Genomic DNA, 24,526 nt, shown 5'->3' on the forward strand with positions numbered 1-24,526 from the left:
CCTTTTTATTGCGGCAAACTAAACATGATCTCGACCAGCTGACCTTCTCTTTCGACCATCAGAGAAATTTCGGTCAATTCTGGCAACTGTGCCATCACTTCCAATGCTTGACTCATATCAGTCAGATCATAGCCGTTCATTGATTTTGCTAAATCGTTGGCTTTAAAGCCAGCTTGTTTAAATAATTCTCTATCCTTGCCTGGGTTTAAACGATATCCCTGCAGCTCGCCGCCGGCGTTAACCGGTGAAATCGCCAGGTAATCGGTGATCTTGCTGGGATCTTCCAGCAGCGCGTCGCGCGACTCTTCCAGTTCTTTAGAGACGGCGCTGTTGTTGCGCTTGTCTATGGTGCGGACATCGCGAGAGGAACGTGCCTCTTGCAACAAGTTATTGGCTTCGCCCTGGGCCTCATACTTGAGGCCATCGAGCATCAGCGTCTCGTAACGACCAGTGTTAGAGATGATGATGCGATCGGCGTACACCTCTTTAAGCGAGGCAGAGGTGCCCTGGATCTTGTCGCCCAGGCTATAGGTGTTCTGGCTACCACGGGACTCGATCACCGCTAGCCCATTCTGCTCGGCGGTCGAGGCCACCACGCCGGTCAACTGAATCGACAGCGAGGTCTTGGGGGCGTCGGTGATCTTCTCTTCCACCACAGGCTTAGGCTTATCCGAGTTGGGGTCGGCCTTACCAAAGAGGGCTAATGCTTGCAGCGTAGAGACATTCACCTGGGACGATGACTGACTGCTGGAGACAGGGGTCGCCTGCCATTTTTGTGGGGTTTCAGCGACGGGCACCAACTTCCATGTGATTTGCGCCAAAAGATAGATAGCGATAATCAAACCGAGCCAGAATACGGCCGAACTCAGAGGCTTCTGCGGCACGGCAGCGGCCTTAGATATTACTTTGTCTAATAAATCCATATTATTGTGGACCCTCTATGCAGGCCTCTAATCTGATTATGATAATTTCCTAGCTGTGGCTCATGCTAACCTACACAGCTATTCGCAACAAGCCCATAACAGTCTCTTTATTGGCCTATAGAGGCGATTTATGCTAACTTTACGCGCCTAAAAAGGGTGTGAGGTCTGTCGCTATCTCATCTGTTGGCTAACAACAAGTATGGACTATTTTTTCAGCCTGTGAGCTTGCACATCTTTATACACCTAAGGAGACCTGATCACCATGACCTCAGAGAAAGCGATTGGCGTTCGGCTCGACAAGTGGCTGTGGGCCGCCCGCTTCTATAAGACGCGAGCAATCGCCAAAGAGATGATCAACGGCGGTAAGGTCCATTACAATGGACAGCGCACTAAGTCGAGCAAGCTGGCGGAAGTCGACGCCGTGATTAGATTACGACAAGGATATGACGAAAAAAAGATCGTCATAAAAAAATTATCCGAACAGCGCCAGAAGGCGGTGGTCGCCCAAACCTTATATGAAGAGACGCCAGAAAGCATAGCCAAACGCGAGACCTATGCCGAGGCTAGACGCTTGAATGTGCTTAACAATCCCGCGCCGGATACCAAGCCAGACAAGAAACAGCGTCGCCAACTAATACGCTTTAAAGAAAGCTAACTGTGAGACACAAATGAGTAAAGATATCTTAAACCGTTACCTATTCGACAACGCCGATGTGCGCGGACAAATCGTACAGCTAGAGAAGAGCTACCAAGAGATCTTGGCTGCCCACACCTACCCAGAGGCGATTGCACGTTTGCTGGGCGAGCTGATGGCGGCCACCTCTTTACTCACCGCCACACTGAAATTTGATGGTGACATCAGCGTACAGGTGCAGGGCAACGGCCCGGTATCGCTGGCGGTGATCAATGGCAACAACCTACAACAGCTGCGCGGCGTCGCACGCTGGGAAGGCGAGGTCGCCCAAGACGCCAGCCTACAACAGCTCATGGGCCAGGGACACATGGTGATCACCCTGACTCCGAGCAACGGCGAGCGTTATCAAGGTGTCGTGGCACTGGAGAAGGAAACCCTGGCCGAGTGTCTGGAGCAATACTTCCTGCAGTCTGAGCAGCTGCCGACCGCCATCCGCCTGTTTGCCAACGGCAAGCAAGCCGCCGGCATGTTGCTCCAGGTCTTACCGGGCGAAAACGAGCACAACCAAGAGTTCGAACATCTCGAACAGCTGACCAGCACCATCAAGGCCGAGGAGCTGTTTGAGCTCGAGGCAACAGAAGTATTGCACCGTCTGTATCACCAGGAAGAGGTTCGCCTGTTCGATCCTATCGAGGTCACCTTCTCCTGTACCTGCTCCCGTGAGCGCAGCGGTCAGGCACTGAAAACCGTGGCGAAGGAAGAGCTGGACGCCATCCTGGCAGAGCAAGGCAAGATCGAGATGGGCTGTGAGTACTGTAACTCCAGCTACAGCTTCGACTCCATCGATGTCGAAGCCCTATTTAAAAACGCGCCTAAGGCCTATACCCAGCAGTAAATCATCGGCTTATATTCACCTTTGAAAGAGGATGCCTGTGCGCATCCTCTTTTTTTCACAATTTTCGCGATCTTCCTCACACATTCAATTCCGCTTAAGTTACAATCGGCCCTCTGCAAATCATGCAGATAAAACAAAAACAAGCTGGCACAGACCGGCCAACCCTACTCGAATGATGGAGACCTTACAGATGGCGGATGGATCTAAGCAGACTCATAGAAATCCCTCTACGGCACAACTAGTTGAGTTTGCACTCGCACGCGGCGAAGGAGAGCTAACGGCGAATGGTGCATTAGTGGCAAAAACCGGCGAGCGTACCGGACGCTCACCCAACGACCGCTTTATCGTGAAAGAAGCAGGCAGCGAAAATGACATCGATTGGGGTTCGGTCAACAAGCCGTTCGCCATGGATGCCTTTAACGCCCTATGGGATCGCGTTGCGACCTACCTGGCCGACAAGGAGACTTTTGTTTCTGAGCTTGAAGTGGGTGCCGACCCCGAGCACTACCAACCTATTGAAGTAAAAACCGAGACCGCCTGGCATCAGCTTTTCGCCCGTAACCTGTTTATCGTGCCTGAGCAGTTTAACGTCGCCAACAAGCCCGTTTGGCAGATCATGAACGCCCCGGGTTTCGAGTGTGATCCTGCCCGTGACGGCACCAACTCTGACGCCACCGTCATCATCAACTTCGCCGATCGCAAGGTACTGCTGGCAGGCCTTAAGTACGCCGGCGAGATGAAGAAGTCTATGTTCTCCGTGCAGAACTTCCTACTGCCAGCCAAAGGCGTACTGCCAATGCACTGCTCGGCCAACGTCGGCAGCGAAGGCGATACCACCCTATTCTTCGGCCTATCAGGCACAGGCAAGACCACACTGTCTGCCGATCCTAAGCGTTTCCTTATCGGCGACGACGAACATGGCTGGGCACCAGGCGGCGTATTCAATATCGAAGGTGGCTGCTACGCCAAGTGTATCGATCTGAGCCAGAAGAACGAGCCGGTGATCTGGGACGCTATTCGTTTCGGTACCGTACTTGAAAACGTGACTCTGGACGAGCAACGCATTCCTGACTACAGCAACACAGAGCTGACCGAGAACAGCCGCGCGGCCTACCCGCTGGAGCACATCGCTCAGCGTAAGGAAGAGAACCGCGGCGCCGAGCCAAATGCCGTGGTCTTCCTGACCTGTGACGTATCAGGCGTACTGCCTCCAGTGTCTAAGCTGAGCAAGGAACAGGCGGCCTATCACTTCCTCTCTGGCTACACCGCCAAGGTGGGATCGACCGAGATGGGTTCTACCTCTGCGATTCAGTCGACCTTCTCGACCTGTTTCGGCGCGCCATTTTTCCCACGTCCGGCTGGCGTATACGCCGAGTTGCTGATGAAGCGCATCGAGTCATTCGGTAGCCAGGTCTACCTGGTCAACACCGGCTGGACCGGCGGCCCACACGGCGTAGGTAAGCGTTTCGATATTCCAACGACCCGCGCCATCGTCGATGCCATCGTCAGCGGCGAGCTGAAGGATGTGGAAACCGTTCACATCGACAAGCTAAATCTGGACGTGCCTGTGGCCGTGTCTGGTGTCGATGCCAAGCTGCTTAACCCGGTTAACACCTGGGCAGATAAGGCAGAATACGACAAGTACGCCCAGCAGCTGGCAGAAGAGTTTGCCGCCAACTTCACTAAGTACGACGTCTCTGACGCCATCAAGCAGGCAGGCCCTAAGGCTTAAGCCCTACGTCTGATAACAGTATTAAAAATGACCCTTCGGGGTCATTTTTTTATTGCCCACAGCTGTGCAAATCCTACGTACCTAACCAACTAGGTAACAAGCGTCTAACCAAGGCTATAAATATTCTCCTTTCAACAATGTTACACCTAGCTTCAAGTTGTCGTATTTGGCCCTTTTAATTGTTAATAATGGGAATGCATTTAACTCACTTTGGCTCTGTGCTAGTCGGTACGCTACTTGGGTGTAACCCCATACTCTCACTCAGTACTTAGACTTTATCCTCAGGGTAAGCCCCAATTCACAGACTCTTGCTCCAACCTATGCTACGCTGCGCGACTGCAAGACTATACTCATTTCAAACGCAAACTAAACGACAAGACGAGGCAAGGGTGAAAACCAAGACTAGTAGGTTTTTAGGCAATATCGGGGTGCAGGTGGTGATCGCCATGCTTATCGGCGCCGCCGTCGGTTTTATCATGGGCGAACAGGCCAGCGTATTTGCGCCGCTAGGCACCATTTTCATCCATCTGATCAAGATGTTGGTTATCCCTCTGGTGCTGGTGTCCATCATCTCCGGCGCCGCCAGCCTGGGCGACAGCCCTTCGGCGGGCAAGATAGGCATAGGCACCTTCGGCTTCTTCATCATCACCTCTGGGGTGGCGGTTGCCCTGGCGCTACTGCTGGGCAACCTGTTCCAGCCCGGTAACGGCGTCGATTTTACCGCCCACAGCGCCAGCGGCCTGATGAAGGTCACCGAAGAGCATGGCGCCCTGCCCGGCGTGATGGACACCTTCATCGGCATGATCCCCACCAATGTGTTCGAGTCACTCACCGGCGGCAATATCCTGCAAATTCTGGTCTTTAGCATCTTCTTCGGTATCGCCCTCACTAAGGTGAAGGGGGAAGGCAGCAAACCGATTCTGGCGGCGCTCAATACCATAGTCGACGCCTTCGTGTGGATGATCAACTGCGTCATGGTAATCGCGCCTATCGGCGTGTTTGGCCTGATGGCCGACTCGGTCGGTACCTTCGGCTTCGATGCCTTGGAAGTGGTATTTAAGCTGTTTGCCGTGTTTGTCTTAGGCATCTTACTGTTTGGCTTTCTCTTCTTCCCACTACTGGTACAGCTATTCTCCAATGTCAGCGCCAAGAAGTTTATCAGCGTGATGAAGAAGCCTCAGGTGATGGCACTGTCTACCGCCTCCTCCATGGCGACCCTACCGGTTAACATGGAAACCTGTGAGGAGGAGCTGGGGGTCTCAAAACCCACCGCCTCCTTCGTGCTGCCGCTAGGCGCAACCATCAACATGAGCGGTAACGCCATCTACTACGGCCTGGTGGCAATTTTCTTCGCCCAGATGTATGGCATAGATCTCAGCCTGGGCGCCTATGTGGCGATCATCTTCACCTCGACCCTGGGCGCCATAGGTCAGGCAGGCGTACCCGGCCCCTCCTTCCTGGTGGTTGCCGTACTGCTGGCCGCCGGCATCCCCATCGACGGGTTGCCGCTGCTGTTTGCCCTGGACAGGGTCTTTGACATGATCCGCACCTCGCTCAACATCACGGGCGATGCCGCCTGTGCGGTGATCTTAGACAAATACACTCAAGCTAAGTAATCAGCTAATACGACTTAAATAACAAGGAGATGGCCTCAAACGGCCATCTCCCTCATCTGTCCATCCAATGCCAATTCGCCACCTTGAAAGTCAAACAAACCAAACTTTATGTAAAGCATGCTTGACCTTGGGTCTTTTTTAACCTAGCTTGTTATGTAAAGGGTGTTTGACATTTAACTCGAGCGAGAGGAACCGCATATGAAACAGATCATCGACGCCATCTGCTCCAGAGGGCTACCGTTAAGGGATATTCAGAATGCCAACCAGGTGAATCTGCTCGCCCTCTTATGGGCGCTCAGCCTGGGAGGTACATCCTTCCTGGCCCATCAAGGCTATCTAACATCGACATGGGTGCTGGCAAGCTGCTTCATCCTCCATGGTGTCATCGGCATTTGGATGCTGCTGGCCTTCAAACGCTTCCTGCGCCAACTCGACGAGATGGAACGTAAGATACAGCTCGACGCCCTGGCCTTGGCTGTCGGCGTCAGCATCATAGGCTTCTCCCTCTACTCGATTCTGGACATGGCGGATCTGCTACCGGATCTAAAGGCCGCCTATCTGGTGGTACTCCTGGCGCTCACCTATATGCTGGGGATTATCTTCGGGAGACTCAACTACAGATGAAGAACCGTCTAAAACCCCTGCGCGCCGAACGCAACTGGACCCAGGCCGATCTGGCAGGCCTGCTGGATGTATCCCGCCAGACCATCAATGCCATAGAGAAGGGCAAGTATGATCCCAGCCTGCCGCTGGCCTTTAAGATCGCTAAGCTGTTTCAGCTCCCCATCGAGTCCATCTTCGAGGACTAGCAATATCTCTCGGCCCCTATTGACTCAGGGGCCTTTTAGATCGACACTCGCCGAAAATTGACCCGCAGAAAAGCCCAAGACGTCACCCCGCCCGTAAGCCCTCTGCACCAGACATTGTTAACTAGGAACACACCATGAACTTTGATGCTTGGGTAGCTATCGATCCCTTTCGCTGGCGCGAACTCGGCTGCGCCATTCTCTGCGGCCTCATCATTGGCCTCGAACGCCAACTCAGGGGCAAACCCGTCGGCATACGCACCTCATCGCTGATCGTGCTGGGTACCTATATCTTCATCACCGCCTCCATGGCGGTCGCCACCTCGGTATCGGATCCATCGCGCATCATAGGCCAGGTGGTGACGGGCATAGGTTTCCTGGGAGCGGGCGTCATGCTGGCCAAAGAGGGGGTAGTCGTCGGCGTAACCTCGGCCGCCGCCATCTGGGCACTGGCCGCCATTGGTGTCTGTATTGCCGTGGTCGATCCCTTTGTGGGAATCAAGCTCTCCCTGCTGGTTGTGGCCATCCTCTACGGCGTCGACCTGCTGGAGGAATACTCCTCGCTATTTACCCGCGGCGTCCATACCAAGTACCGTAACTGGCGCCGCAACGGCTATTGATCGATCAGGTGAGGCGCCTCGGCTCTGGCCAGGCACCAAACCTGTACCTGAATGTAGCGCCCCTCGAGCAGCTTGGCGATCTCCATGGCCGTGGTGCCGGTTGTCACCACATCATCGACTAGGGCCACGCGCTGATATTCGAACCCATGGCTCAGGCTAAAGGCGCCCGCGAGATTACGCCGTCGCTGCTTGCCCGTCAGCCCAGCCTGGGGCGGCGTATCACTGATTCGCACCAGAGCGTCGGGCAGCACAGGGATCGACAGCGCCTGACCCAGTTCACAGGCGATCAGATAGGCCTGATTGAAGCCGCGCTGGCGCAGACGCCTAGGATGCAGGGGCACAGGCAGGAGTACCTGAGGCAGAGAGATTGCCTCCGCGGCCACCAGCGTATGAATCCTTCGCACCAAGGCCTGCACTATGGGGGATAAGCCGGCCAGTTGTCCCTGATACTTGATCGCCGCCACCGTCTCCCCCAGCCCCTGATGGTAGCTGGCAGGCGCCACCACCTTGAGAGGCTGCGTCGTCATGCAGGTGCCGCAATAAGCGCTCTGCAGACTCATGGTGCGACCACAGCCCAGACAGCTAGGCGACGAGTAGAGCCCAGCATCGAGACAGGTAAGACAGATGCCCCGCTGTGGCAGGACCACCCTTTGATGGCAGATCATACAGCGATTGGGTAGACTAGCCGCCAGCAGCAGTCGTAATCGACTAAGCCGGCGCTGCCAGCGTGATAAATTCAGACGAGTTCTATCCATTTAACTAACTTTCCGACCTGTAGAGGCATCTTAGTGAGTCAGCAATCCTTGCATATTGAAACTATAGGCCAAGGCCGCCCCATCGTCATGCTACACGGCTGGGGGGTCAATAGCGCCGTGTTTACCCCTTTACATCACGCTTTCCACGATCATCAACTCCTGTGCATCGACCTGCCCGGCTTTGGCGATAGCCCGGCCATCGAGGGCGAGCTGGATGCCTGGGTCGACCACATCATGGCTCAGGTACCAGAGCGGGCCATCTGGGCCGGTTGGTCTCTGGGCGGCCTCGTCGCCACCCGCGCCGCGCTGCGCTATCCAGAACGCATCAAGGCCCTGTTGACCATCGCCTCTTCCCCCTGTTTCATGGCACGAGAAGATGAGGGCTGGCCCGGTATTCCGCCGCAGATTCTGGGACAGTTTGGCGATCAGCTGGAAAAAGATCTTGGCAAGATGATAGAGCGCTTCCTCGCCATCCAGGCCATGGGCAGCGAGACCGCCAAGCAGGATATCAAGCAGCTCAGGGATCTGGTGATGGCCAAGCCGCTCCCGGATGCGGGTGCGCTGCGCGCCGGACTCAAGATGCTTAAGGAAGTTGACCTCAGGGCGCAGCTCAGCGAGATTCAGGCGCCTTGGCTTAGGGTGTGGGGAAGATTAGATGGCCTGGTATCACGCCGGGTGCAGCCACTGATGCCGGTTTGCGAATCACGCTATCAAGATCTTGTGCTGCCTAAGGCCTCCCACGCCCCCTTCTTCTCCCATAGAGAAGCCTTTGTCGATGGCGTCGAGGCTTGGCTGAAGACGTTTAATAAATAATCACTTTAATTTATATCACTTTGTGGTTATTATTTAAGCAGCATTCAGAGGGAATTCTATGTTAGTGGTGACCAACTATCCGCAAGTGCCAATCGCGACGACCAACGCCGCGACAGATAGCGCGCGGGTAGAGAGTCAGCAACGACCACCTATCATACCGGCGCCGCAGCTCGCCAAGAGCAACGAAGAACGCCCCTTCAATCCTCAGAACGAGCGCGCGGCGGATCAGGCCAATGTTCAGGCGAAGCTCAATGAGAAGGTGCAGGCCAAGCAGCAAGGGCAAGGCCAGCATCAGCAGGAAGGCCAGCAACAGCAGCAACAGGCTAAACAAGGAGCGGCCATCATACGACCGCTGATAATGAAACCTGCGCTAGCGCGCCGGGACATTCGCAGCGTACAGGCCGAGATGCCAAGAGAGCCTCAGAAACCTAAGACCCAGTTCGAGAATCAGGCCACCAGCTTCTATCAGAGCGTGTCGGCCCACATTGCCAGCTTCTATCAGACTCGGGCCCTCCCTAAGGGAGAGCCCGAGTTATCCACCTTTATCTGATCACGCCTTCGCTCGAAGACTTGCTCGACGCAGTGTTTTGCTGCGGCGTCTGATATAGCTGTTGTTGATAGGCCATGCTGCCCCACAGTGCCCACGACAGGGCTGTCTGCTTCATCTCATCGCTCTGAGACTTATGGCTCAGGGTATTCGTGGCAAAGTCATAGCCATAGCCGGCCGGCTCGCGCTCCGGCTGCAGGATCACCACATCGTCACCACGCAGATAGGCCATGTTCTTGTCGTACTGCATCAGGGCTCGACCGGGCCAGTTGTCATCCATCTTGGTCAGGTCCCGTCCCAGCATAGGATAGCTGCCTGATACGCCCATCAAGGATAACAGGGTCGGCGCCAGGTCTATCTGGCTGGCCACTCTCTGATCCAGCTTAGGCGCGATGCCATCGCCCAAGATAATCGCCGGGATCCTAAACTGCTCCACGGGTACCAGAGAGGCACCGCCTACGCGGCTCTCATGGTCGGCCACCACCACAAACAGGGTGTCCTTCCAGTAACTGGACTGCTTGGCAAGCTTAAAGAATTCACCCACGGCATAATCGGCATACTTGGCCGTGTTGTTACGGGTCTGCTTGGGCTGATCGTAGAGTTCGATGCGGCCATCGGGAAACTCGAACGGCTCATGGTTAGATGAGCTGAACACTAAACTAAAGAAAGGCTTACCCTCTTTATGGAACTGCTCAAACTCGCTATTGGCCCGCTTAAGCAGATCTTCATCCGACACCCCCCAGGAGCCGACAAACAGAGGATCTTTATAGTCATTCTGATCCACGATATCGCTAAAGCCGTTCCCCAGGAAGAAGCTGCGCATGTTATCGAAATGGCTCTCACCCCCATAGATAAACTGGGTCTGATAGCCGTTCATCCTGAGCAGATCCGCGACGGTAAAGAAGTCGGTCTGACTCTTACCTAACTTAACCACAGAACGTGCAGGGGTCGGCGTGAAGCCGGTAGTGACCGCCTCGATACCGCGCACCGAACGGGTACCCGTGGCATAGAGACGATTGAAGGCCCAGCCCTCTTTCGCCAGGGCATCGATATTAGGCGTCAGCGGCAGACCACCGAGGTAACCGGTAAATCTCGCCCCCAGACTCTCCTGCAGTATGATCACCAAGTTCTTGGGCTTGCCCTGGTAGCTGGCCTGGTTGTAGGTCACGCTCGGCAGAGACTCTGAGGTAAAGGCGCTCAACGGACGACCGCTGTCTTTACGAATGTTGTCTATGATCTGGCTCTTCTCTAGCTTGCCATACACCTTAGAGGCATTGGCTTCCGCCGACATCTGATCGATAGCAAATACCAGCGAATAGGAGGAGTTCACCACCAGAGAGTTCACCAGCGGATCGTCGGCAAAGGCCACCATAGAAGGGTTAAGCGGTCTGTGCCCCAAACTGGAGCGCGCGCCCAAAAGGGTCACGACTATCACCAACAGGGCAATCGCCGGGCGCCATACCCAACGCGGATAAACCACCTCTTTCAGTAAGCGCCCACTCAGGCGCCAGCCTCCCCAAAGACTCAGGCTACTAACAATCAGCCCGAGGAAGATCTCTCCCTTACGGCTGGTCCACAGCATGGAGAGCACTTCTTTGGGATAGATAAGGTATTCGATATAGAGACGGTTGGGCCTCAGGCCATATTCGTCGATAAACGAGGGAGTAGACAGCTCAAGAAAGATCATCAACCACAGGCCCAGAGTCAGCCAGACTCTGAGCACAGACTTCCAACCACGGCCCACCAGATGATCGCCACCAAAGATGGTGGTCCCCAGGGCAGCGATACCCCATAACCAACACAGGGTGGCAAAGTCGACCCTCAAGCCCTGAAGCAGCAGGTGTGGCCAGCCATCGACGGCGGCGACCCTATCGGCCTGCCAAACGCCTAAGCCGATACGGCTCAGTGTGGTGATAGCTAAGGCTATCAACCCAAAACAGATAATGGCGCCAAACGGCCCCCATGTTGACTTAACTTTAGTCATAAATTTTCCACATATTTTCAATCTAGTCTTATGCTTTCTCGCGAAGCACTTGTTACCTTGCCTACATCGCGCGGTAGTTTGACACAAAAGTAACACTTTAGTTCTATTTTTGTTTCAGCGCGCTTCACGATCAACAAAAAAGAGACGAGCCTAGCCATCGTCGAGTAGAACACTCTCAGAGTGAAAATTTTGTCGACAGACTGGACACCACAGCTCAAGACAGATGAAAAATGGATACAAAAAAGCCAATCCCCCGAAAGGAATTGGCTTTTTCTCTTTACTTTTCCGCTACTTTTTTAATTTAGCGAAGGCATCGGCGAAGGCGTTACCCATGGCGGCATTGGCAGGCGCCTTGGGCTGCTTGTATTGCCCCTTGGCTTGGCCCTTACCCTGGGGACCTTTTCCCTGATGGCCCTTGCCCTGACCTGCCTTTGCCAGCCCCTTGGCGCCCTGATGAGACGCCTTGTCACCCGGCTTCTCATCCAGACGCATGGTCAAACTGATACGCTTGCGCTCGGCATCGACCTCCATCACCTTGACCTTGACCACATCGCCCGCCTTCACCACGGTATGGGGATCGCTGACAAACTTGTCGGTAAGCGACGAGATATGTACCAGGCCATCCTGATGCACACCGATATCGACGAAGGCACCGAAGTTGGTCACATTGGTCACTACGCCCTCTAAGATCATCTCCACCTTAAGGTCTTTGATCTCCTCAACCCCTTCCTTGAATACGGCGGTCTTAAACTCACCGCGAGGGTCACGACCCGGCTTATCCAGCTCGCTGAGAATATCTTCTATGGTAGGCAGACCAAACTCCTCGGTCACAAACGCCTTGGCATCAATCTGCTTGAGCAACTCAGTGTTGCCGATCAGGGCATCGACCGCCTGCTGCTGGGCCTTGGCTATCTGCTCGACCAAGGCATAGGTCTCGGGGTGCACGGCGCTGGCATCCAGCGGATTGTCGCCCTCGCGAATACGCAAAAAGCCCGCCGCCTGTTCAAACGCCTTGGGGCCGAGACGCGGCACCTTGAGCAGCTGCTTACGCGAGGTAAACTGACCGTTTTCATCGCGGTAGTCGACGATATTGCGGGCCAGGGTCTTGTTGAGACCGGCGACCTGAGTCAGTAGTGGCATCGAGGCCATGTTGAGATCCACGCCGACACCGTTTACACAGTCTTCCACCACGGCCTCAAGGGACTGTGACAACTGACTCTGACTCACGTCGTGCTGATACTGGCCCACACCGATTGACTTGGGCTCTATCTTCACCAGCTCGGCCAAGGGATCTTGCAGACGACGGGCGATAGACACGGCGCCGCGAATGGAGACGTCCAGATCGGGAAACTCCTCCGCCGCCAATTCGGAAGCCGAATAAACCGAGGCGCCCGCCTCGCTCACCATGATCTTGGTAAGTCCTGGCAGCTCACTCTTGAGCGAGGCAATCAGCTCACCCGCCAGCTTGTCTGTCTCACGAGAGGCGGTGCCGTTACCTATGGCAATCAGCTCCACCTTATGCATCTTCACCAGGTTCGCCAGGGTACGCAGCGACTTCTCCCACTGGTTTTGCGGCGCATGGGGGAAGATGGTGGTATGGGCCATCAGTTTGCCCGTGTTGTTGACTATAGCCACCTTGACGCCGGTTCTCAGGCCTGGGTCCAGCCCCAGAGTCGCCTTGGCGCCGGCAGGGGCCGCCATCAGGAGATCGCCAAGATTTCGGGCAAACACATTAATCGCCTCGGTCTCGGCGCGCTCACGCAGCTTGGCGATAAACTCTGTCTCCATCTGCAAAGCTATCTTGATGCGCCAGGTCGAGGTCACCACCAGCTTGAGCCACTGATCCACCGGCGAGTCGCTCAGCTTGAGACCGAAGTGATCGGCGATGATCACCTCGCAATAGCTGCCAGACTTGGCCTCGCTATCTGGGTCGGCATTCATACTCAGGCTCAACACACCCTCGTTGCGACCGCGAAGCATGGCCAGGGCGCGGTGCGAAGGCACATTCATCAGCTTCTCGCTGTGTTCGAAATAGTCTCTAAACTTGGCGCCCTCTTTCTCCTTGCCCTTCACCAGGCGGCTCTCAAGCACGGCGTTCTGCGTCAGATGCTGGCGCACCTTCTGCAAGAGCTCGGCATCTTCGGCAAATCGCTCCATCAGGATGAAACGCGCGCCGTCTAGCACCGCCTTTACCTCATCGAACCCGGCCTCGGCATTAAGGTATTCGCTCGCCAGAGCATCGATATCTGCCTGACGATCGCTGAGCAGACGATCTACCAGAGGCTCGATACCGGCCTCGATGGCGATCTGCCCCTTGGTGCGGCGCTTGGGCTTGTAGGGAAGGTAGAGATCTTCCAGACGGGTCTTGCTGTCGGCCTGATCGATGGCAGCCTGCAACTCGGCGGTCAACTTGCCCTGGGCCTGAATGCTGGAGAGGATCACCTGACGGCGATCGTTGAGTTCGCGCAGATAGCCCAAGCGGCTATGCAGGGTGCGCAGTTGGGTATCATCTAAACCACCAGTGACCTCTTTACGATAACGCGCCACGAAGGGAACCGTCGCGCCGTCATCCAATAGAGTGATAGTTGCCGTCACTTGCTGCTCGCGAACATTCAGTTCCTGAGCGATGATTTGTGCAATATTTTGCATAGATTACGTCGTGCCCAAATAGAGAGTTAAGTGCCGCCAAAGATAACACAGCCCAGGGCCAAGTTGTACGCCCTATCTGTCGCAACCCCAGATAATGGCGGGTAAATTAGGCGACACGTCTCTCAGTTTAGTCGCGTTTTTCGCACAGCTCCTGCCAGCGCTGCGTCGCCTCAGGGTTACCGTTGCGATAACCTATGTAACAATTGAGCTTCTGAGTGGTGTCGCTCTGGGCCAATGCCTCAACAGATGCCGGCACCTCGATGAGATGCAGGCCACCGCTGGCGATGCAGCCACACAGGGTATCGACAAACTCACCGCTTTGCCGGCACAGGTGACCGCTGCCACCATATGCCTGAATCAATAACTTAGGATCGAACCCCTCATGGTTGCAGGCGTAGATGGGCGCATCACCCGCCTTACCCAGGTGGAAGATGTTGTTGCGCATGTAGACGATGATCAGGTTGGCTCCCTGCTTCTGCAGGTTGATCAGCTCATTCGCCTGGAAGTTAAAGCCACCATCACCGGTGATCACCACCACAGGCTGCGAGCTTTGGCGCTCGGCGAGCTGATCCACCACGGCTCTGGCATAGGGCAGGCTGGTGCCCATAGCCGCATACCAAGGATTAGCCAGATAGCTGCGGCCGATATCGCTGCCTAGGGTGGTCAACTCGAAGCTGGCAAACAGCGAATTCCCCACCTCGGGCAGGAAGATGAAGGGACTCTCGGCGCGCTGCTGCGCAGCGTTGATGCAGGCCGATAGATGGTGATAGCCAAGCTCTGTCTGGGGAGCCAGTTGCGGCACAGTCTCGACAGCCAGGTTCACACTAGCCTTAAGGGTTAACGGCTGCGTGCCGAGCAGCGCCATCACCGCCTCGATATCGGCTTCCCACTGCGCTGTCCCCTTGAGCATGGTCTTGTTACCATGATTGTCTATGGCATGGGTCTGGCTGCTAAAGGCGTTGTTGGTATCGGATGGGAAGATGGCAGTGCCTAGTTCGAGCACATAATCGGCCTCAGACTCGATATAGGCCTGATGAGGCAGACGACTGAAGACGCCGTTATAGCTGCCTAAACAGAGCGGTCTCGATTCATCCAGCATTCCCTTGCCAAACCAGGTGGTGGCATAGGGCAGACCATTTTGCTCACAGAAAGCCAAAATCTTCTCAAGCAGCGGCTCATTGAGCCTAAGCTTCTCGCCGAGAAACACCAGCGGTGCCTTGGCCTGCTCCAGCTGGGTGCGGATCTGGCTGGCGATCAGCTCGGCGCCGCTTAAGTTAAGTGCCTGAGGCCTGAGCTGACTCGGGCAACTCGGCAGACTCAGCGCCTGAGTTGGCTGATAGATGAGATCCCTGGGCACCTCGATATACACGGGCTGACGATTAATATAGGCATGGGTAAGCAGCTGCAGAAACTGCTCGGTGGCCACATTGGGTTGACCGCTATGACGCTGGCCCTGCAGGCGTTCGGCGCGCACACCCAGCGCCTTAAAGGCATTGAGCGCCGCATCGAGATCCGTATGCCAGGCCGTGTGCGGATGTACGCTGTGATGCAACGCCTGACTGTTGATCTCCGCCTCACCAGGCGCCCCCGAGATAAACACCACGGGCAAACCTTCGGTGCGCGCCAAGGCCGCCGCCGAGGTGCAAGGCAGGCTGCCCACGGTATAGGTAGTCATGCAGACCCCGAGAGGGTTCAGCTCGGCCTGGGCGCAGGCACTAAAACCTGCGTGCATCTCATTGCTTGAGGGCAATACCGCCACCTGCTTATCCAGGGTATTGATCAAGTTGGCGACAAAGTCACCTCCAACACCGTAGACACGTTTCACGCCGAAGAAGGCGAGCAGTTCGGCGATGCTATCGCCAAGCAGTGGGAGATGGGCGGCATAGTCGGCGCCAAAATTAGATTCGATCGATACAGACACGTTAGCTTCTCGGTTGTCCAAAAGTGTCTGTAGCCTAGAGAGTGAGGTGGCGCCGCGCCTTGATCGAGATCATCATGCCATCGAGCCCGTGGCGCCACCGCGGGACGCAGAGAGTGACAAGATATCGTTACATTGTGATCAACGGCTAAATATCAACTGCAATATCAGTCTATTAGATAGGATAAAAAGCGTTAGCCCAGGCTTACACCCGGGCCAGATGTCAACGCCATATAAGTCTAATCGTCGAACGCCTTATATTGGATCTTGTTAACGTACCACTCCTTCTTGCCCGCAGGGGTATTGACCACCACCTCGTCGTCCACCTGCTTGCCGATGAGCGCCCTCGCCATGGGCGAGTCTATGGTGATGTAGCCCAGCTTGGTATCCAGCTCGTCCTTGCCGACGATGCGATAACGCACTATCTCGCCTTCCTCGTTTTCCAGCTCCACCCAGGCGCCGAAGAACACCTTGCCCTCCTGCTGGGGCGAGTAGTCGACAATCTGCAGATCCTCCACCCGCTTCACCAGGTAGCGCACCCGGCTGTCTATCTGACGCAACAGGCGCTTGTTATAGGTGTAGTCCGCGTTCTCGCTTCGGTCACCCTGGGCCGCCGCCTCCTGCACCTTCTTGGTGATCTCGGGGCGATACTCTTTCCATAAATACTTAAGCTCTCGGTCGAGCGCTTGCCACCCTTCGCGGGTGATCAACATGGCTTTCATCTTTCTCTCGTCACGACTCAACAAGATGCCTGGCACAGGCCAGCGCATCGAATGATTTTCCGCTGATAATACCCAGTGCAACCCTTGAAAAACAATAGTCCAGTGGCTCGACCATGGCGAGGCCGCCAACCAGGGAGTCACTCTGCCGGCTGGTTCTAGGCAGTTTCAATTTGGTTACAATTTCCCGACAGCCAGTTAAAAACATATAATTTCAAAGACTATCAGCATGTTACAAGTGTTTCATTTCTCCCTAGATAAATTATCGTCTCAATTCAGGATGAAATCTCGCTAGGCTTTTAAATAGCAAAGCGGCTATATTAAGCAGGCACATAAGATTAATATTGAAATTCAGCCAGTTGAGCGGTAAACCTCGAGTCGATCGCACTGAAATAAGGGATAGAGAACATGGGACAAGAAACCTCTAAAATTCTCGTTGTCGATGATGATATGCGCCTAAGAGCCCTGCTAGAGCGTTACCTGATGGAGCAGGGATACCAGGTCAGAAGCGCCGCCAATGCCGAGCAGATGAACAGGCTGCTGGAGCGAGAAAACTTTCACCTGCTGGTGCTGGATCTTATGTTGCCGGGCGAAGATGGCCTCTCTATCTGTCGTCGCCTGCGCCAAAATGGCAATACCATTCCCATCGTGATGCTGACCGCCAAGGGTGACGAGGTGGACCGCATCATAGGCCTGGAACTGGGCGCCGACGATTACCTGCCCAAGCCTTTCAATCCCAGAGAACTCCTGGCTCGCATCAAGGCGGTCATGCGCCGTCAGGCGCCAGAGGTTCCCGGCGCGCCGACCCAGCAGGAGGAGGAGATCACCTTCGGTGAGTTCACCCTCAACCTGGCGACCCGTGAGATGTACCACGGCGAAGAGGCGATCTCCCTCACCAGCGGCGAATTTGCCGTACTTAAGGTGCTGGTGAGTCACCCAAGAGAGCCCTTATCACGGGACAAGCTGATGAATCTAGCCCGTGGCCGCGACTATTCGGCACTGGAGCGCTCTATCGACGTGCAGGTATCACGCCTGCGTCGCCTGATCGAGAAAGATGCCGCCAACCCCAGATATATCCAGACCGTCTGGGGGCTGGGCTATGTGTTCGTACCCGACGGGGCCGCGCGGCGTTAGCCCAGGCCATAGCCCTCAACCCCAACAATGAGCTGGTTTAAACGCTTTCTGCCTCGTAGCGCCTTCAGTCAGACCGTACTGCTGATAGGCTCCCTGCTGCTGGTCAATCAGCTGGTCTCCTATCTTTCGGTGGCTGTCTACTTTATTCAGCCCACCTACCAGCAGATCAACCAGCTGATCGCCCGTCAGGTCAACCTGCTGTTCGTCGACGGTATCGATATCGGCCGCGAACACCTCTCCATGGTCGATGCCCTCAATGCCAAGGTACGCGACGACAGCATGCAGATCTACAACCTCAAGCAGGCCCGCGAGGAAGGCGTCGATCGCGCCGCCTACTACAGCCTGTTGTCTGCGCAGATGTCGGAGCATCTCGGCGGCAAGGCCGAGGTTCGCATCGCCCAGGGCACAGAGTTCGAGATCTGGATCCGTCCTCCCCAGGCGCCATCTGTGTGGATCAAGGTTCCCTTGACCGGCTTCAACGAGTTTGGCCTCTCGCCCCTCACCCTCTATCTTATGGTGATCGGCGCCCTGAGTGTCGCCGGCGGTTGGTGGTTTGCCCGCAAGCAGAACAAGCCGCTTAAACGCCTGCAGAAGGCGGCCATCTCTGTCTCCCGAGGCGACTATCCCGCGCCGCTGCCGCCGAGCGGCTCCACCGAGATCATTGAGGTAACCAACGCCTTCAACCAGATGTCCCGTAGCATGCAGCAACTCGAACAGGACAGGGCCCTGCTGATGGCAGGGATCTCCCACGACCTGCGTACCCCGCTGACGCGCATTCGTCTCGCCTCCGAGATGATGGTCGAGGAAGACGAGTACCTCAAAGAGGGCATAGTGCATGACATAGAAGACATGGATGCCATCATCAACCAGTTTATCGCCTATATCCGCCAGGATCAGGAGGCCAATCGCGAACAGGTTCAGCTCAACGAGCTGCTAAAGGATATCGCCCAGGCCGAGACCAACCGCGACGGCGAGATAGTGCTCGCGCTGAGCGAGTGTCCCGAAATCCCCATGCAGGCGGTGGCAATCAAGCGTGTCATCAGCAACCTGGTGGAAAACGCCTTTCGTTACGGTAACGGCTGGGTAAGGCTCAGCTCCAGCTTCAATGGCCGCCGGGTCGGCTTTAGTGTCGAAGACAACGGCCCGGGTATTCCCAGCGATCAGATCCCCAAGCTGTTTCAGCCCTTTACCCAGGGCGACAGTGCCCGCGGCAGTGTCGGCTCCGGCCTGGGGCTGGCCATCATCAAGCGTATCGTCGATCGCCATCAGGGACAGGTGATACTGACCAATCGCCCAGAGGGTGGCCTAAGCGCCCAGGTGTGGCTGCCACTGGAATAAACGGCCCCCCCTTCACGACAATCCCCTTCACCAACCGGTAGTTTTAACGTCGGATAGAGACTTCATCCTTAAGTGCGAATGTCATCAATTTGCAATATATACGTCATATTCTGGCGCAAACTGTCATTGGCGCTTGATCATGAAAATTTCCACTCTCTCCCTCTGGGCTTCTGCCACCCTGTTACTGCTGGCCGCACTGCTCGCAGGCGTCGTCGTGTGGAGTAACCAGGAACGCGCCCAGATAGAGCAGAAGAATCAGATGCTCTCCGACCTGCAGCAGCAATTTCTGCTGGAGGTTCGCCGTCAGCTGGAAAGCTACCTGAGCACGGGCAATAGCCAGCAGCTGAGCAGTGCCAAACAACAGCTAGAGACCATAGCCGCCAGCTTAGAGCAGCTCTCTCACGATGAAGCCAACCGGCTGCAACAATCGATCGCCACCTTCATCAAAGACCTAGACACCCAATATCGCGCCGCAGGCAAGTTGGCCGGCAATCCCCGCCAGCTACTGGCCCACGCCGAGAGTGAGATGCTCGCCTACAACCAGTATCTGGCCGAGTATGCCGACAAGGGCCTGCCGGAGCACCCCAAGTTGGCCAAGCAATACCTACTGCTGACCCAAAGCCTGCCGCCTTTGGTGTATCGGCTATCACAGCTGACTCAGGACTATTTGATCGGCAAAGATCAGCGCCTCAAGTCCCTTCTCGCGAGTCAGATCCAGGCGCTGACCGACTGGCACGATCAACTGGCCAAGCTGCCGCTACTGGGTCTCTATGAAACCCGGGAGGCCGATGAATTTGCCCTGGGCGACGATGAAGCCGAGCAGATAGAGATAGGCGAAAGCGATTACAGCGAACTCCTCTCCCTGAGCCAGCGTTACGGCAAAGAGGTGAGCAACACCCACCAGCTGCTGACGGCCAATCAGGCCGCCCAGGAAGCCATGATGGCGGCCATCGTCCGCATCGAAGATGAGCTGCTTAAGTTAGGCCTGGCACAACAGGCGCAAAACCAGCACCTCAAGCAACAGCTGCAGACATTACTCTACGGTGTGGTGTCTGTGCTGGCCCTGTTCGCCCTCATCTACCTATTGTTACAGCAACGCCGGGTCGTGAAGCCCCTCAGGCATCTGAACCAGGCATTTATGCGCCTGAGCGAGTCCAACAGCCGTGAGCGCCTGACCATAGCGCGTCGCTGCGAGACGGGGCAGATCGCCGGTCACTTCAATCAACTGCTGGACAGGTTCGAGGCGGAAGATGCCGCCCAACGGGTCAAGATAGGCCAGATCTCCACCTCGCTGTCACAGTTGGTACATCGCATCACAGAGCTGACCCAAGGCACAGAGACCACACTAGGCATAGTCGACACGGCACAGAACCAGACCGAACAGGTACGCGCCATCGCCCGCGAGGTGAGCGAACTCTCCAGCCAGGTCGAGCAACATGCCCAGCAGACCCATAGCCAGATGCTCGCCAGCCAGCAGGAGGTGCAGGCCTTCATGAGCGCCGCCGACGAGACCCAGCAGGCCGTTGACCATTGCCACCTCTCCCTGGGCAGCCTGACCACCTCGGTCAACGATGTCACCACCATCTTGGATGTGATCGGCAACATCGCCGAGCAAACCAACCTGCTGGCACTAAACGCCGCCATTGAGGCCGCCCGCGCCGGCGAGCAGGGACGCGGCTTCGCCGTGGTCGCCGACGAGGTGCGCAGCCTGTCCCAGCGTACTCAGGAATCCTTGCAGCAAGTGGTGACCATATTGAGCCGTCTTACCGAGGCCAATCAGCAGCTGACCCTAAGTGTCGAGGGCATAGCCAACACCAGTCAGAAGCAGGCACAGGGCGCACAGACTCTCTGGCAGGTCACCCAGACGGTGCAACAGCAATCCGAGGAGATGACCCAGACCGCCAAGCAGGGTGTCCGCTTCAGCGGCGAGCAGACCAGCCATCTGGACAACCTGTCCCAGGCGATGGAGTCACTGAAACAACACGCCATGGCCGCCGCCAGTCAGAGCGAGGTGATCGCCGATGAGGTCGCTCAAGGGGTCGCCGACATCGAAGCCAGCCTCGGCATCGACGCACAACCATCTCTCGAGCGCGCCGCCTAACATAGAGAGTCGGGAGCAAACTGGAATCTGGCTGGCAGAAAAATTAGCCATCTTGTGCTAAGGTGCGCCGCATCATAACGGATGATGAACCACAGAGGCGCCTCATGAAGACAACACTCGCACTCGGCTTAGCCGGTCTAATGAGCTTTTCCGCATTTGCAGACTCAGACAACTCACCCTACGCCATGTCGCTCATTGCTGGCCTGGAGTCATACCCTGACTCAGAGTTCAGCTCTATGTCCCGCGGCGGAGGCCTGTCGTTTATCTGGGACGACCTGCGCTATAACAATGTCTACCAGCTGGATACCAACTACTTTAGGGTGCGCGGAACCTACTACTATGAACGCGACTCGGAAAAGTACGATGAAGACAGATTCCGTAACTCCATGGATCTGCGCTTTAACTACCAGCGTCCCTTCGCCACCCTGGGCGCACAACAAGACTATCTGCTCAGTTTTCACGGCCGCTACGAGGGGCATTACAACAGCCAGCAACTGGAAGAGTTTGAACAGCAGGCAGTCGCGGGTCTGTCGCTCAATCGCCGCTTTAGCGACGTCAACCACTATGACCTCGGCCTGACACTCGGATTGGGCTACAGCGAAGAAGAGAAAGATGACGACTGGCCGCGAGAAGAGATGGGCCGTGGTGAGGAATACCTTAACCGTGCCGGATTTGGCTACTTCTTTGAATGGAGCAACAAGTACACCTTTGACCACTCGGGCGTGCAGCTAGGTGCCAAGTGGAGCCGCTTCGACGGCCAATGGGGGTATGACGGCGATCAGTTCTACACCATGGACAGGCTCACCCTGGAGGTAGTTACCCCACTCGCCAATCAGAACAACCTGCTGCACTTCATGACCCAATATATCAGCCGCGATTATGAGGTCGATCTGCTGGGCTTCGAAGACACCCTGTATCGTGTGGCCGTGGAGTATGTGCACTACTTCTAAAGGGTTCTTCTCGAACATTGACTACAAAAAAGGGCGCCTTAGGCGCCCTTTTTTCATCTCGCAAATTATAACGCCGCCAAGACCACCTCAGCCTTGCTCACCTCGAAGCTCTTAGGCGCCTCGACATTCAGCAGGGTGACCACACCGTTATCGATCACCATGGCATAACGCTGCGAGCGGATGCCACCAAAACCTGCGGTGTCCATCTCCAGGCCCAATGCCTTAGTAAAGCTGGCGTCACCATCGGCCAACATCATCAGCTCGCTGGCATTTTGCGCCTCGCCCCAGGCCTTCATCACGAAGGCATCGTTAACCGATACACAGGCGATAATATCCACCCCCTTGGCCTTAAATTGATCTGCCAACACTACATAGCCGGGCAGATGCGCCTCGGAGCAGGTCGGAGTGAAGGCGCCGGGCACGGCAAACAGCACCACCTTCTTGTTGGCAAACAGCTCGGTCGCGTCATGGTTGACCATGCCACTCTCGGTTAACTGACCTAGGGTCGCGGCAGGTAATGCTTGTCCTTGGGCTATCATGGGGAGTTCCTTATTAGTTAAATAATCTTGTTGGCGAATATTCGCTTACTTATGTTCACGAACTTATGCGCAGTTTACACAAGCATAGCCCTAATTCGCGGTGACAAACACAGACGAACCTTAGGGTTTCTCTGTCCTCGCCTCGCCCGAGGTTTTAGCGGAGAGACGAATCCGTCGATAGGCACTGCTACAGCAATGCCCGCAACCGTGCAGCATCAGTTCGCACAGCATGGCAAACAGCAGCCCAAACACCAAGCCGAAGGCGATGGCGCGGCCATCGAGTAAGATGCTGTGGCTAAAATGCTGCCACACCTGATCGCGGATCGCTGGCAGAGGACTCAAGACAACTTGGTCGAATCCGCCATAGGCCGACCGATTAAATTCCGTGAGCGCCTCTGACAGCAGCCGATATCTTTGGTAAATCGCCTCGATACTCTCACCGCCGGCGTTGAATACCGCATCAGGATTCTGCTTATAGTGGGCGATGAGCCTGTCGATATCACCGCCGAAGAAACGGTCGGCGTCACGCTGAAACTCGGCCAGACTCTGTTTGGCCTCCTGGGTATGCGCCGCGAGCGCCTTGCCATACTGATCGACAAAGGCCGGCACCTGCACGCCTAACAGCACGCCGCAGACAAACAACAAGAGTCTCAAATAATCCATCAAGCGTCTTAGCATCAATCTGACCTCAGCCTCTCAATTAACAGGCATTAGCTCTCTATCACTACGCTAGGATACTGCTCGTTGGCATGCTCATGATAGATATCATCCAGAAAACCAGGTAGCTCATCCTCGGTCAGCTCGGGCGGGATCACCACATCATAGACGCGGGCACGCATCCCGGTTTGCGACTCATTAAACAGCTGCCACTCACCACTAATACGCCTAACCGACATAGATCTGCCGAACACGTTAATCCTTATCACCTCATGCTCCTTGGTATTCTCGACGGCTACGCTTATTGTCGCTGGAAGCATAAGCTGACATAGGCTGCTTCTAGCTTTCAATCACTTAGCACAAAGATGTAACCATAACCTGACATAAAATATAACCATAAGCTGACAAACAAGAGTACCCTTTTTCAGGCCGTGGTTATGGCATGTACTTTTACAACATCCGGAGACTTTAAGCATCACTAACAACGCTACATAACGAGTGGCAAAAGAAAACTAAGCCACCCATTTTTTTAAAATAACATAACTCGTTTTCATGGCTTTGGCGAGGGTTACGATCTATGTAATCAACTCATCAATTTTTATCGATATGGCTAAAAAATTATCGTTAAATGAGTGATTTATGGTCATCTAAGATATTCAACACAGCAGAAAGACTTGATAACAATCAAGTATAAGGTGAATTATAATTTGATTGGGGATTATGACTTAAGCGCACAGCCAGCGCTGGCAATTTTCCGCCCCTTGTCGTCGTTTTCGGTCTAAATGCTCACAGTATTCGGTTAAGGCAGGTAGTGCACCTACAGCACCTTTAAATAATGCACCAAACTCTGTAGTGATTTTAAGCCAATTATCTACGGGGATGTTTAGCCCTGTAGGATCCCCTCATAATTCATACCCCCAGCAGCCGTAAATGAGTGATAATTCAGCCAGCTTCCTGGCAGCATGGAGTAGGTCATCGGCTGACATTGGGTATCTGTCTCGTCGTCGCATCAGCTCTTTTCCCATCCGCACTATCGATAACACATTACGTTTCTTCACCGTATTGGCCTGGAAATGTCGTTGCAATTGCTGCGCTTCACCAAAGAGTCCCACCCACCAAAATGCCAATTGCACCAGCAAGGCTATCAATAGCAGGATATCCATTCTTGCCGCATCACGTGTTCGGCTGTGGCGTAA

At 55.2% G+C, this 24,526-nt stretch carries 22 protein-coding genes and 2 pseudogenes; 13 read left to right on the top strand and 11 right to left on the bottom strand.

The features are described from left to right. Window positions 1-5: 5 nt before the first annotated feature. The gene (gene gspC, locus L1D47_RS02800; protein WP_239882473.1) at window positions 6-923 is read right to left on the bottom strand and encodes a type II secretion system protein GspC; all 918 of its coding nucleotides are present in this window, start codon (window positions 921-923) and stop codon (window positions 6-8) included. 262 nt (window positions 924-1,185) lie between these two features. Here gspC and hslR point away from each other — a divergent pair, with 262 nt between their 5' ends. The 7 genes from hslR to L1D47_RS02835 all read left to right on the top strand — a co-directional run bounded on the left by hslR (window position 1,186) and on the right by L1D47_RS02835 (window position 7,226). Next, the gene (hslR, locus tag L1D47_RS02805; protein ID WP_239882474.1) at window positions 1,186-1,578 is read left to right on the top strand and encodes a ribosome-associated heat shock protein Hsp15; all 393 of its coding nucleotides are present in this window, start codon (window positions 1,186-1,188) and stop codon (window positions 1,576-1,578) included. 13 nt (window positions 1,579-1,591) lie between these two features. Then, complete coding sequence (gene hslO, locus L1D47_RS02810) at window positions 1,592-2,452, top strand: Hsp33 family molecular chaperone HslO (RefSeq protein ID WP_239882475.1); 861 nt, start codon at window positions 1,592-1,594, stop codon at window positions 2,450-2,452. Window positions 2,453-2,642: 190 nt separating this feature from the next. Further along, window positions 2,643-4,184, top strand: a complete 1,542-nt coding sequence (locus tag L1D47_RS02815; protein WP_239882476.1) for a phosphoenolpyruvate carboxykinase — start codon at window positions 2,643-2,645, stop codon at window positions 4,182-4,184. Between the two features lie 389 nt (window positions 4,185-4,573). Continuing rightward, window positions 4,574-5,800 (top strand): dicarboxylate/amino acid:cation symporter, encoded by a 1,227-nt coding sequence (locus L1D47_RS02820; RefSeq protein WP_345778745.1) that lies wholly within the window; start codon window positions 4,574-4,576, stop codon window positions 5,798-5,800. Window positions 5,801-5,998: 198 nt separating this feature from the next. Further along, window positions 5,999-6,424, top strand: coding sequence for a hypothetical protein (locus L1D47_RS02825; RefSeq protein WP_239882477.1), 426 nt, complete (start codon window positions 5,999-6,001; stop codon window positions 6,422-6,424). Beyond that, window positions 6,421-6,609 carry a helix-turn-helix transcriptional regulator gene (locus L1D47_RS02830; RefSeq protein ID WP_239882478.1) on the top strand — a complete coding sequence of 63 codons (189 nt, stop codon included), beginning with the start codon at window positions 6,421-6,423 and terminating at the stop codon, window positions 6,607-6,609. Before L1D47_RS02825 ends, L1D47_RS02830 begins: the two co-directional genes overlap by 4 nt. A 134-nt stretch (window positions 6,610-6,743) precedes the next feature. Beyond that, entirely contained in the window at window positions 6,744-7,226 is a 483-nt protein-coding gene (locus L1D47_RS02835; RefSeq protein ID WP_239882479.1) for an MgtC/SapB family protein, read from the top strand. Here the strand turns inward: L1D47_RS02835 and L1D47_RS02840 are convergent. Next, window positions 7,220-7,981 (bottom strand): ComF family protein, encoded by a 762-nt coding sequence (locus tag L1D47_RS02840; RefSeq protein WP_239882480.1) that lies wholly within the window; start codon window positions 7,979-7,981, stop codon window positions 7,220-7,222. The genes L1D47_RS02835 and L1D47_RS02840 overlap by 7 nt on opposite strands. 33 nt (window positions 7,982-8,014) lie before the next feature. On the opposite strand from L1D47_RS02840, the gene bioH reads away from it, so the two are divergent. Further along, window positions 8,015-8,794, top strand: coding sequence for a pimeloyl-ACP methyl ester esterase BioH (gene bioH, locus L1D47_RS02845; protein WP_345778746.1), 780 nt, complete (start codon window positions 8,015-8,017; stop codon window positions 8,792-8,794). Window positions 8,795-8,852: 58 nt separating this feature from the next. Next, window positions 8,853-9,344 carry a hypothetical protein gene (locus L1D47_RS02850; RefSeq protein ID WP_239882481.1) on the top strand — a complete coding sequence of 164 codons (492 nt, stop codon included), beginning with the start codon at window positions 8,853-8,855 and terminating at the stop codon, window positions 9,342-9,344. Here the strand turns inward: L1D47_RS02850 and L1D47_RS02855 are convergent. The 4 genes from L1D47_RS02855 to greB form a co-directional block, all read right to left on the bottom strand. Further along, a complete protein-coding gene (locus L1D47_RS02855) occupies window positions 9,337-11,325 on the bottom strand; it encodes an LTA synthase family protein (RefSeq protein WP_239882482.1) in 1,989 nt (662 codons plus the stop codon). The two genes, L1D47_RS02850 and L1D47_RS02855, sit on opposite strands and share 8 nt — an antisense overlap. A gap of 288 nt (window positions 11,326-11,613) precedes the next feature. Next, entirely contained in the window at window positions 11,614-13,974 is a 2,361-nt protein-coding gene (locus tag L1D47_RS02860; RefSeq protein WP_239882483.1) for a Tex family protein, read from the bottom strand. Window positions 13,975-14,101: 127 nt separating this feature from the next. Further along, window positions 14,102-15,895, bottom strand: coding sequence for a thiamine pyrophosphate-binding protein (locus L1D47_RS02865; protein WP_239882484.1), 1,794 nt, complete (start codon window positions 15,893-15,895; stop codon window positions 14,102-14,104). 236 nt (window positions 15,896-16,131) lie between these two features. Then, entirely contained in the window at window positions 16,132-16,614 is a 483-nt protein-coding gene (gene greB, locus L1D47_RS02870; RefSeq protein ID WP_041508976.1) for a transcription elongation factor GreB, read from the bottom strand. Window positions 16,615-17,019: 405 nt separating this feature from the next. Between greB and ompR the strand changes: the two genes are divergently transcribed. The 4 genes from ompR (at window position 17,020) to L1D47_RS02890 (ending at window position 22,134) form a co-directional block, all read left to right on the top strand. Beyond that, complete coding sequence (ompR, locus tag L1D47_RS02875; RefSeq protein ID WP_239882485.1) at window positions 17,020-17,745, top strand: two-component system response regulator OmpR; 726 nt, start codon at window positions 17,020-17,022, stop codon at window positions 17,743-17,745. 27 nt (window positions 17,746-17,772) lie between these two features. Further along, entirely contained in the window at window positions 17,773-19,083 is a 1,311-nt protein-coding gene (gene envZ / locus L1D47_RS02880; RefSeq protein WP_239882486.1) for a two-component system sensor histidine kinase EnvZ, read from the top strand. Between the two features lie 139 nt (window positions 19,084-19,222). Beyond that, a complete protein-coding gene (locus L1D47_RS02885; RefSeq protein ID WP_239882487.1) occupies window positions 19,223-21,184 on the top strand; it encodes a methyl-accepting chemotaxis protein in 1,962 nt (653 codons plus the stop codon). Between the two features lie 104 nt (window positions 21,185-21,288). Next, entirely contained in the window at window positions 21,289-22,134 is an 846-nt protein-coding gene (locus tag L1D47_RS02890; RefSeq protein WP_239882488.1) for a hypothetical protein, read from the top strand. 65 nt (window positions 22,135-22,199) lie between these two features. On the opposite strand, the gene L1D47_RS02895 is transcribed toward L1D47_RS02890, so the two are convergent. The 5 genes and pseudogenes from L1D47_RS02895 to L1D47_RS02915 form a co-directional block, all read right to left on the bottom strand. After that, window positions 22,200-22,673, bottom strand: a complete 474-nt coding sequence (locus tag L1D47_RS02895) for a peroxiredoxin (protein WP_239882489.1) — start codon at window positions 22,671-22,673, stop codon at window positions 22,200-22,202. Between the two features lie 120 nt (window positions 22,674-22,793). Then, window positions 22,794-23,336, bottom strand: a complete 543-nt coding sequence (locus L1D47_RS02900; protein WP_239882490.1) for a DUF2937 family protein — start codon at window positions 23,334-23,336, stop codon at window positions 22,794-22,796. Between the two features lie 47 nt (window positions 23,337-23,383). After that, entirely contained in the window at window positions 23,384-23,599 is a 216-nt protein-coding gene (locus L1D47_RS02905) for a hypothetical protein (protein WP_239882491.1), read from the bottom strand. Window positions 23,600-24,055: 456 nt separating this feature from the next. Continuing rightward, window positions 24,056-24,217, bottom strand: a pseudogene (locus L1D47_RS02910) (transposase); the annotation flags it as partial. A gap of 15 nt (window positions 24,218-24,232) precedes the next feature. Then, a pseudogene (locus L1D47_RS02915) lies at window positions 24,233-24,526 on the bottom strand (IS4 family transposase); the annotation flags it as partial.

Source organism: Shewanella sp. Isolate7, assembly GCF_022398425.1.
Taxonomy (GTDB): Bacteria; Pseudomonadota; Gammaproteobacteria; order Enterobacterales; family Shewanellaceae; genus Shewanella.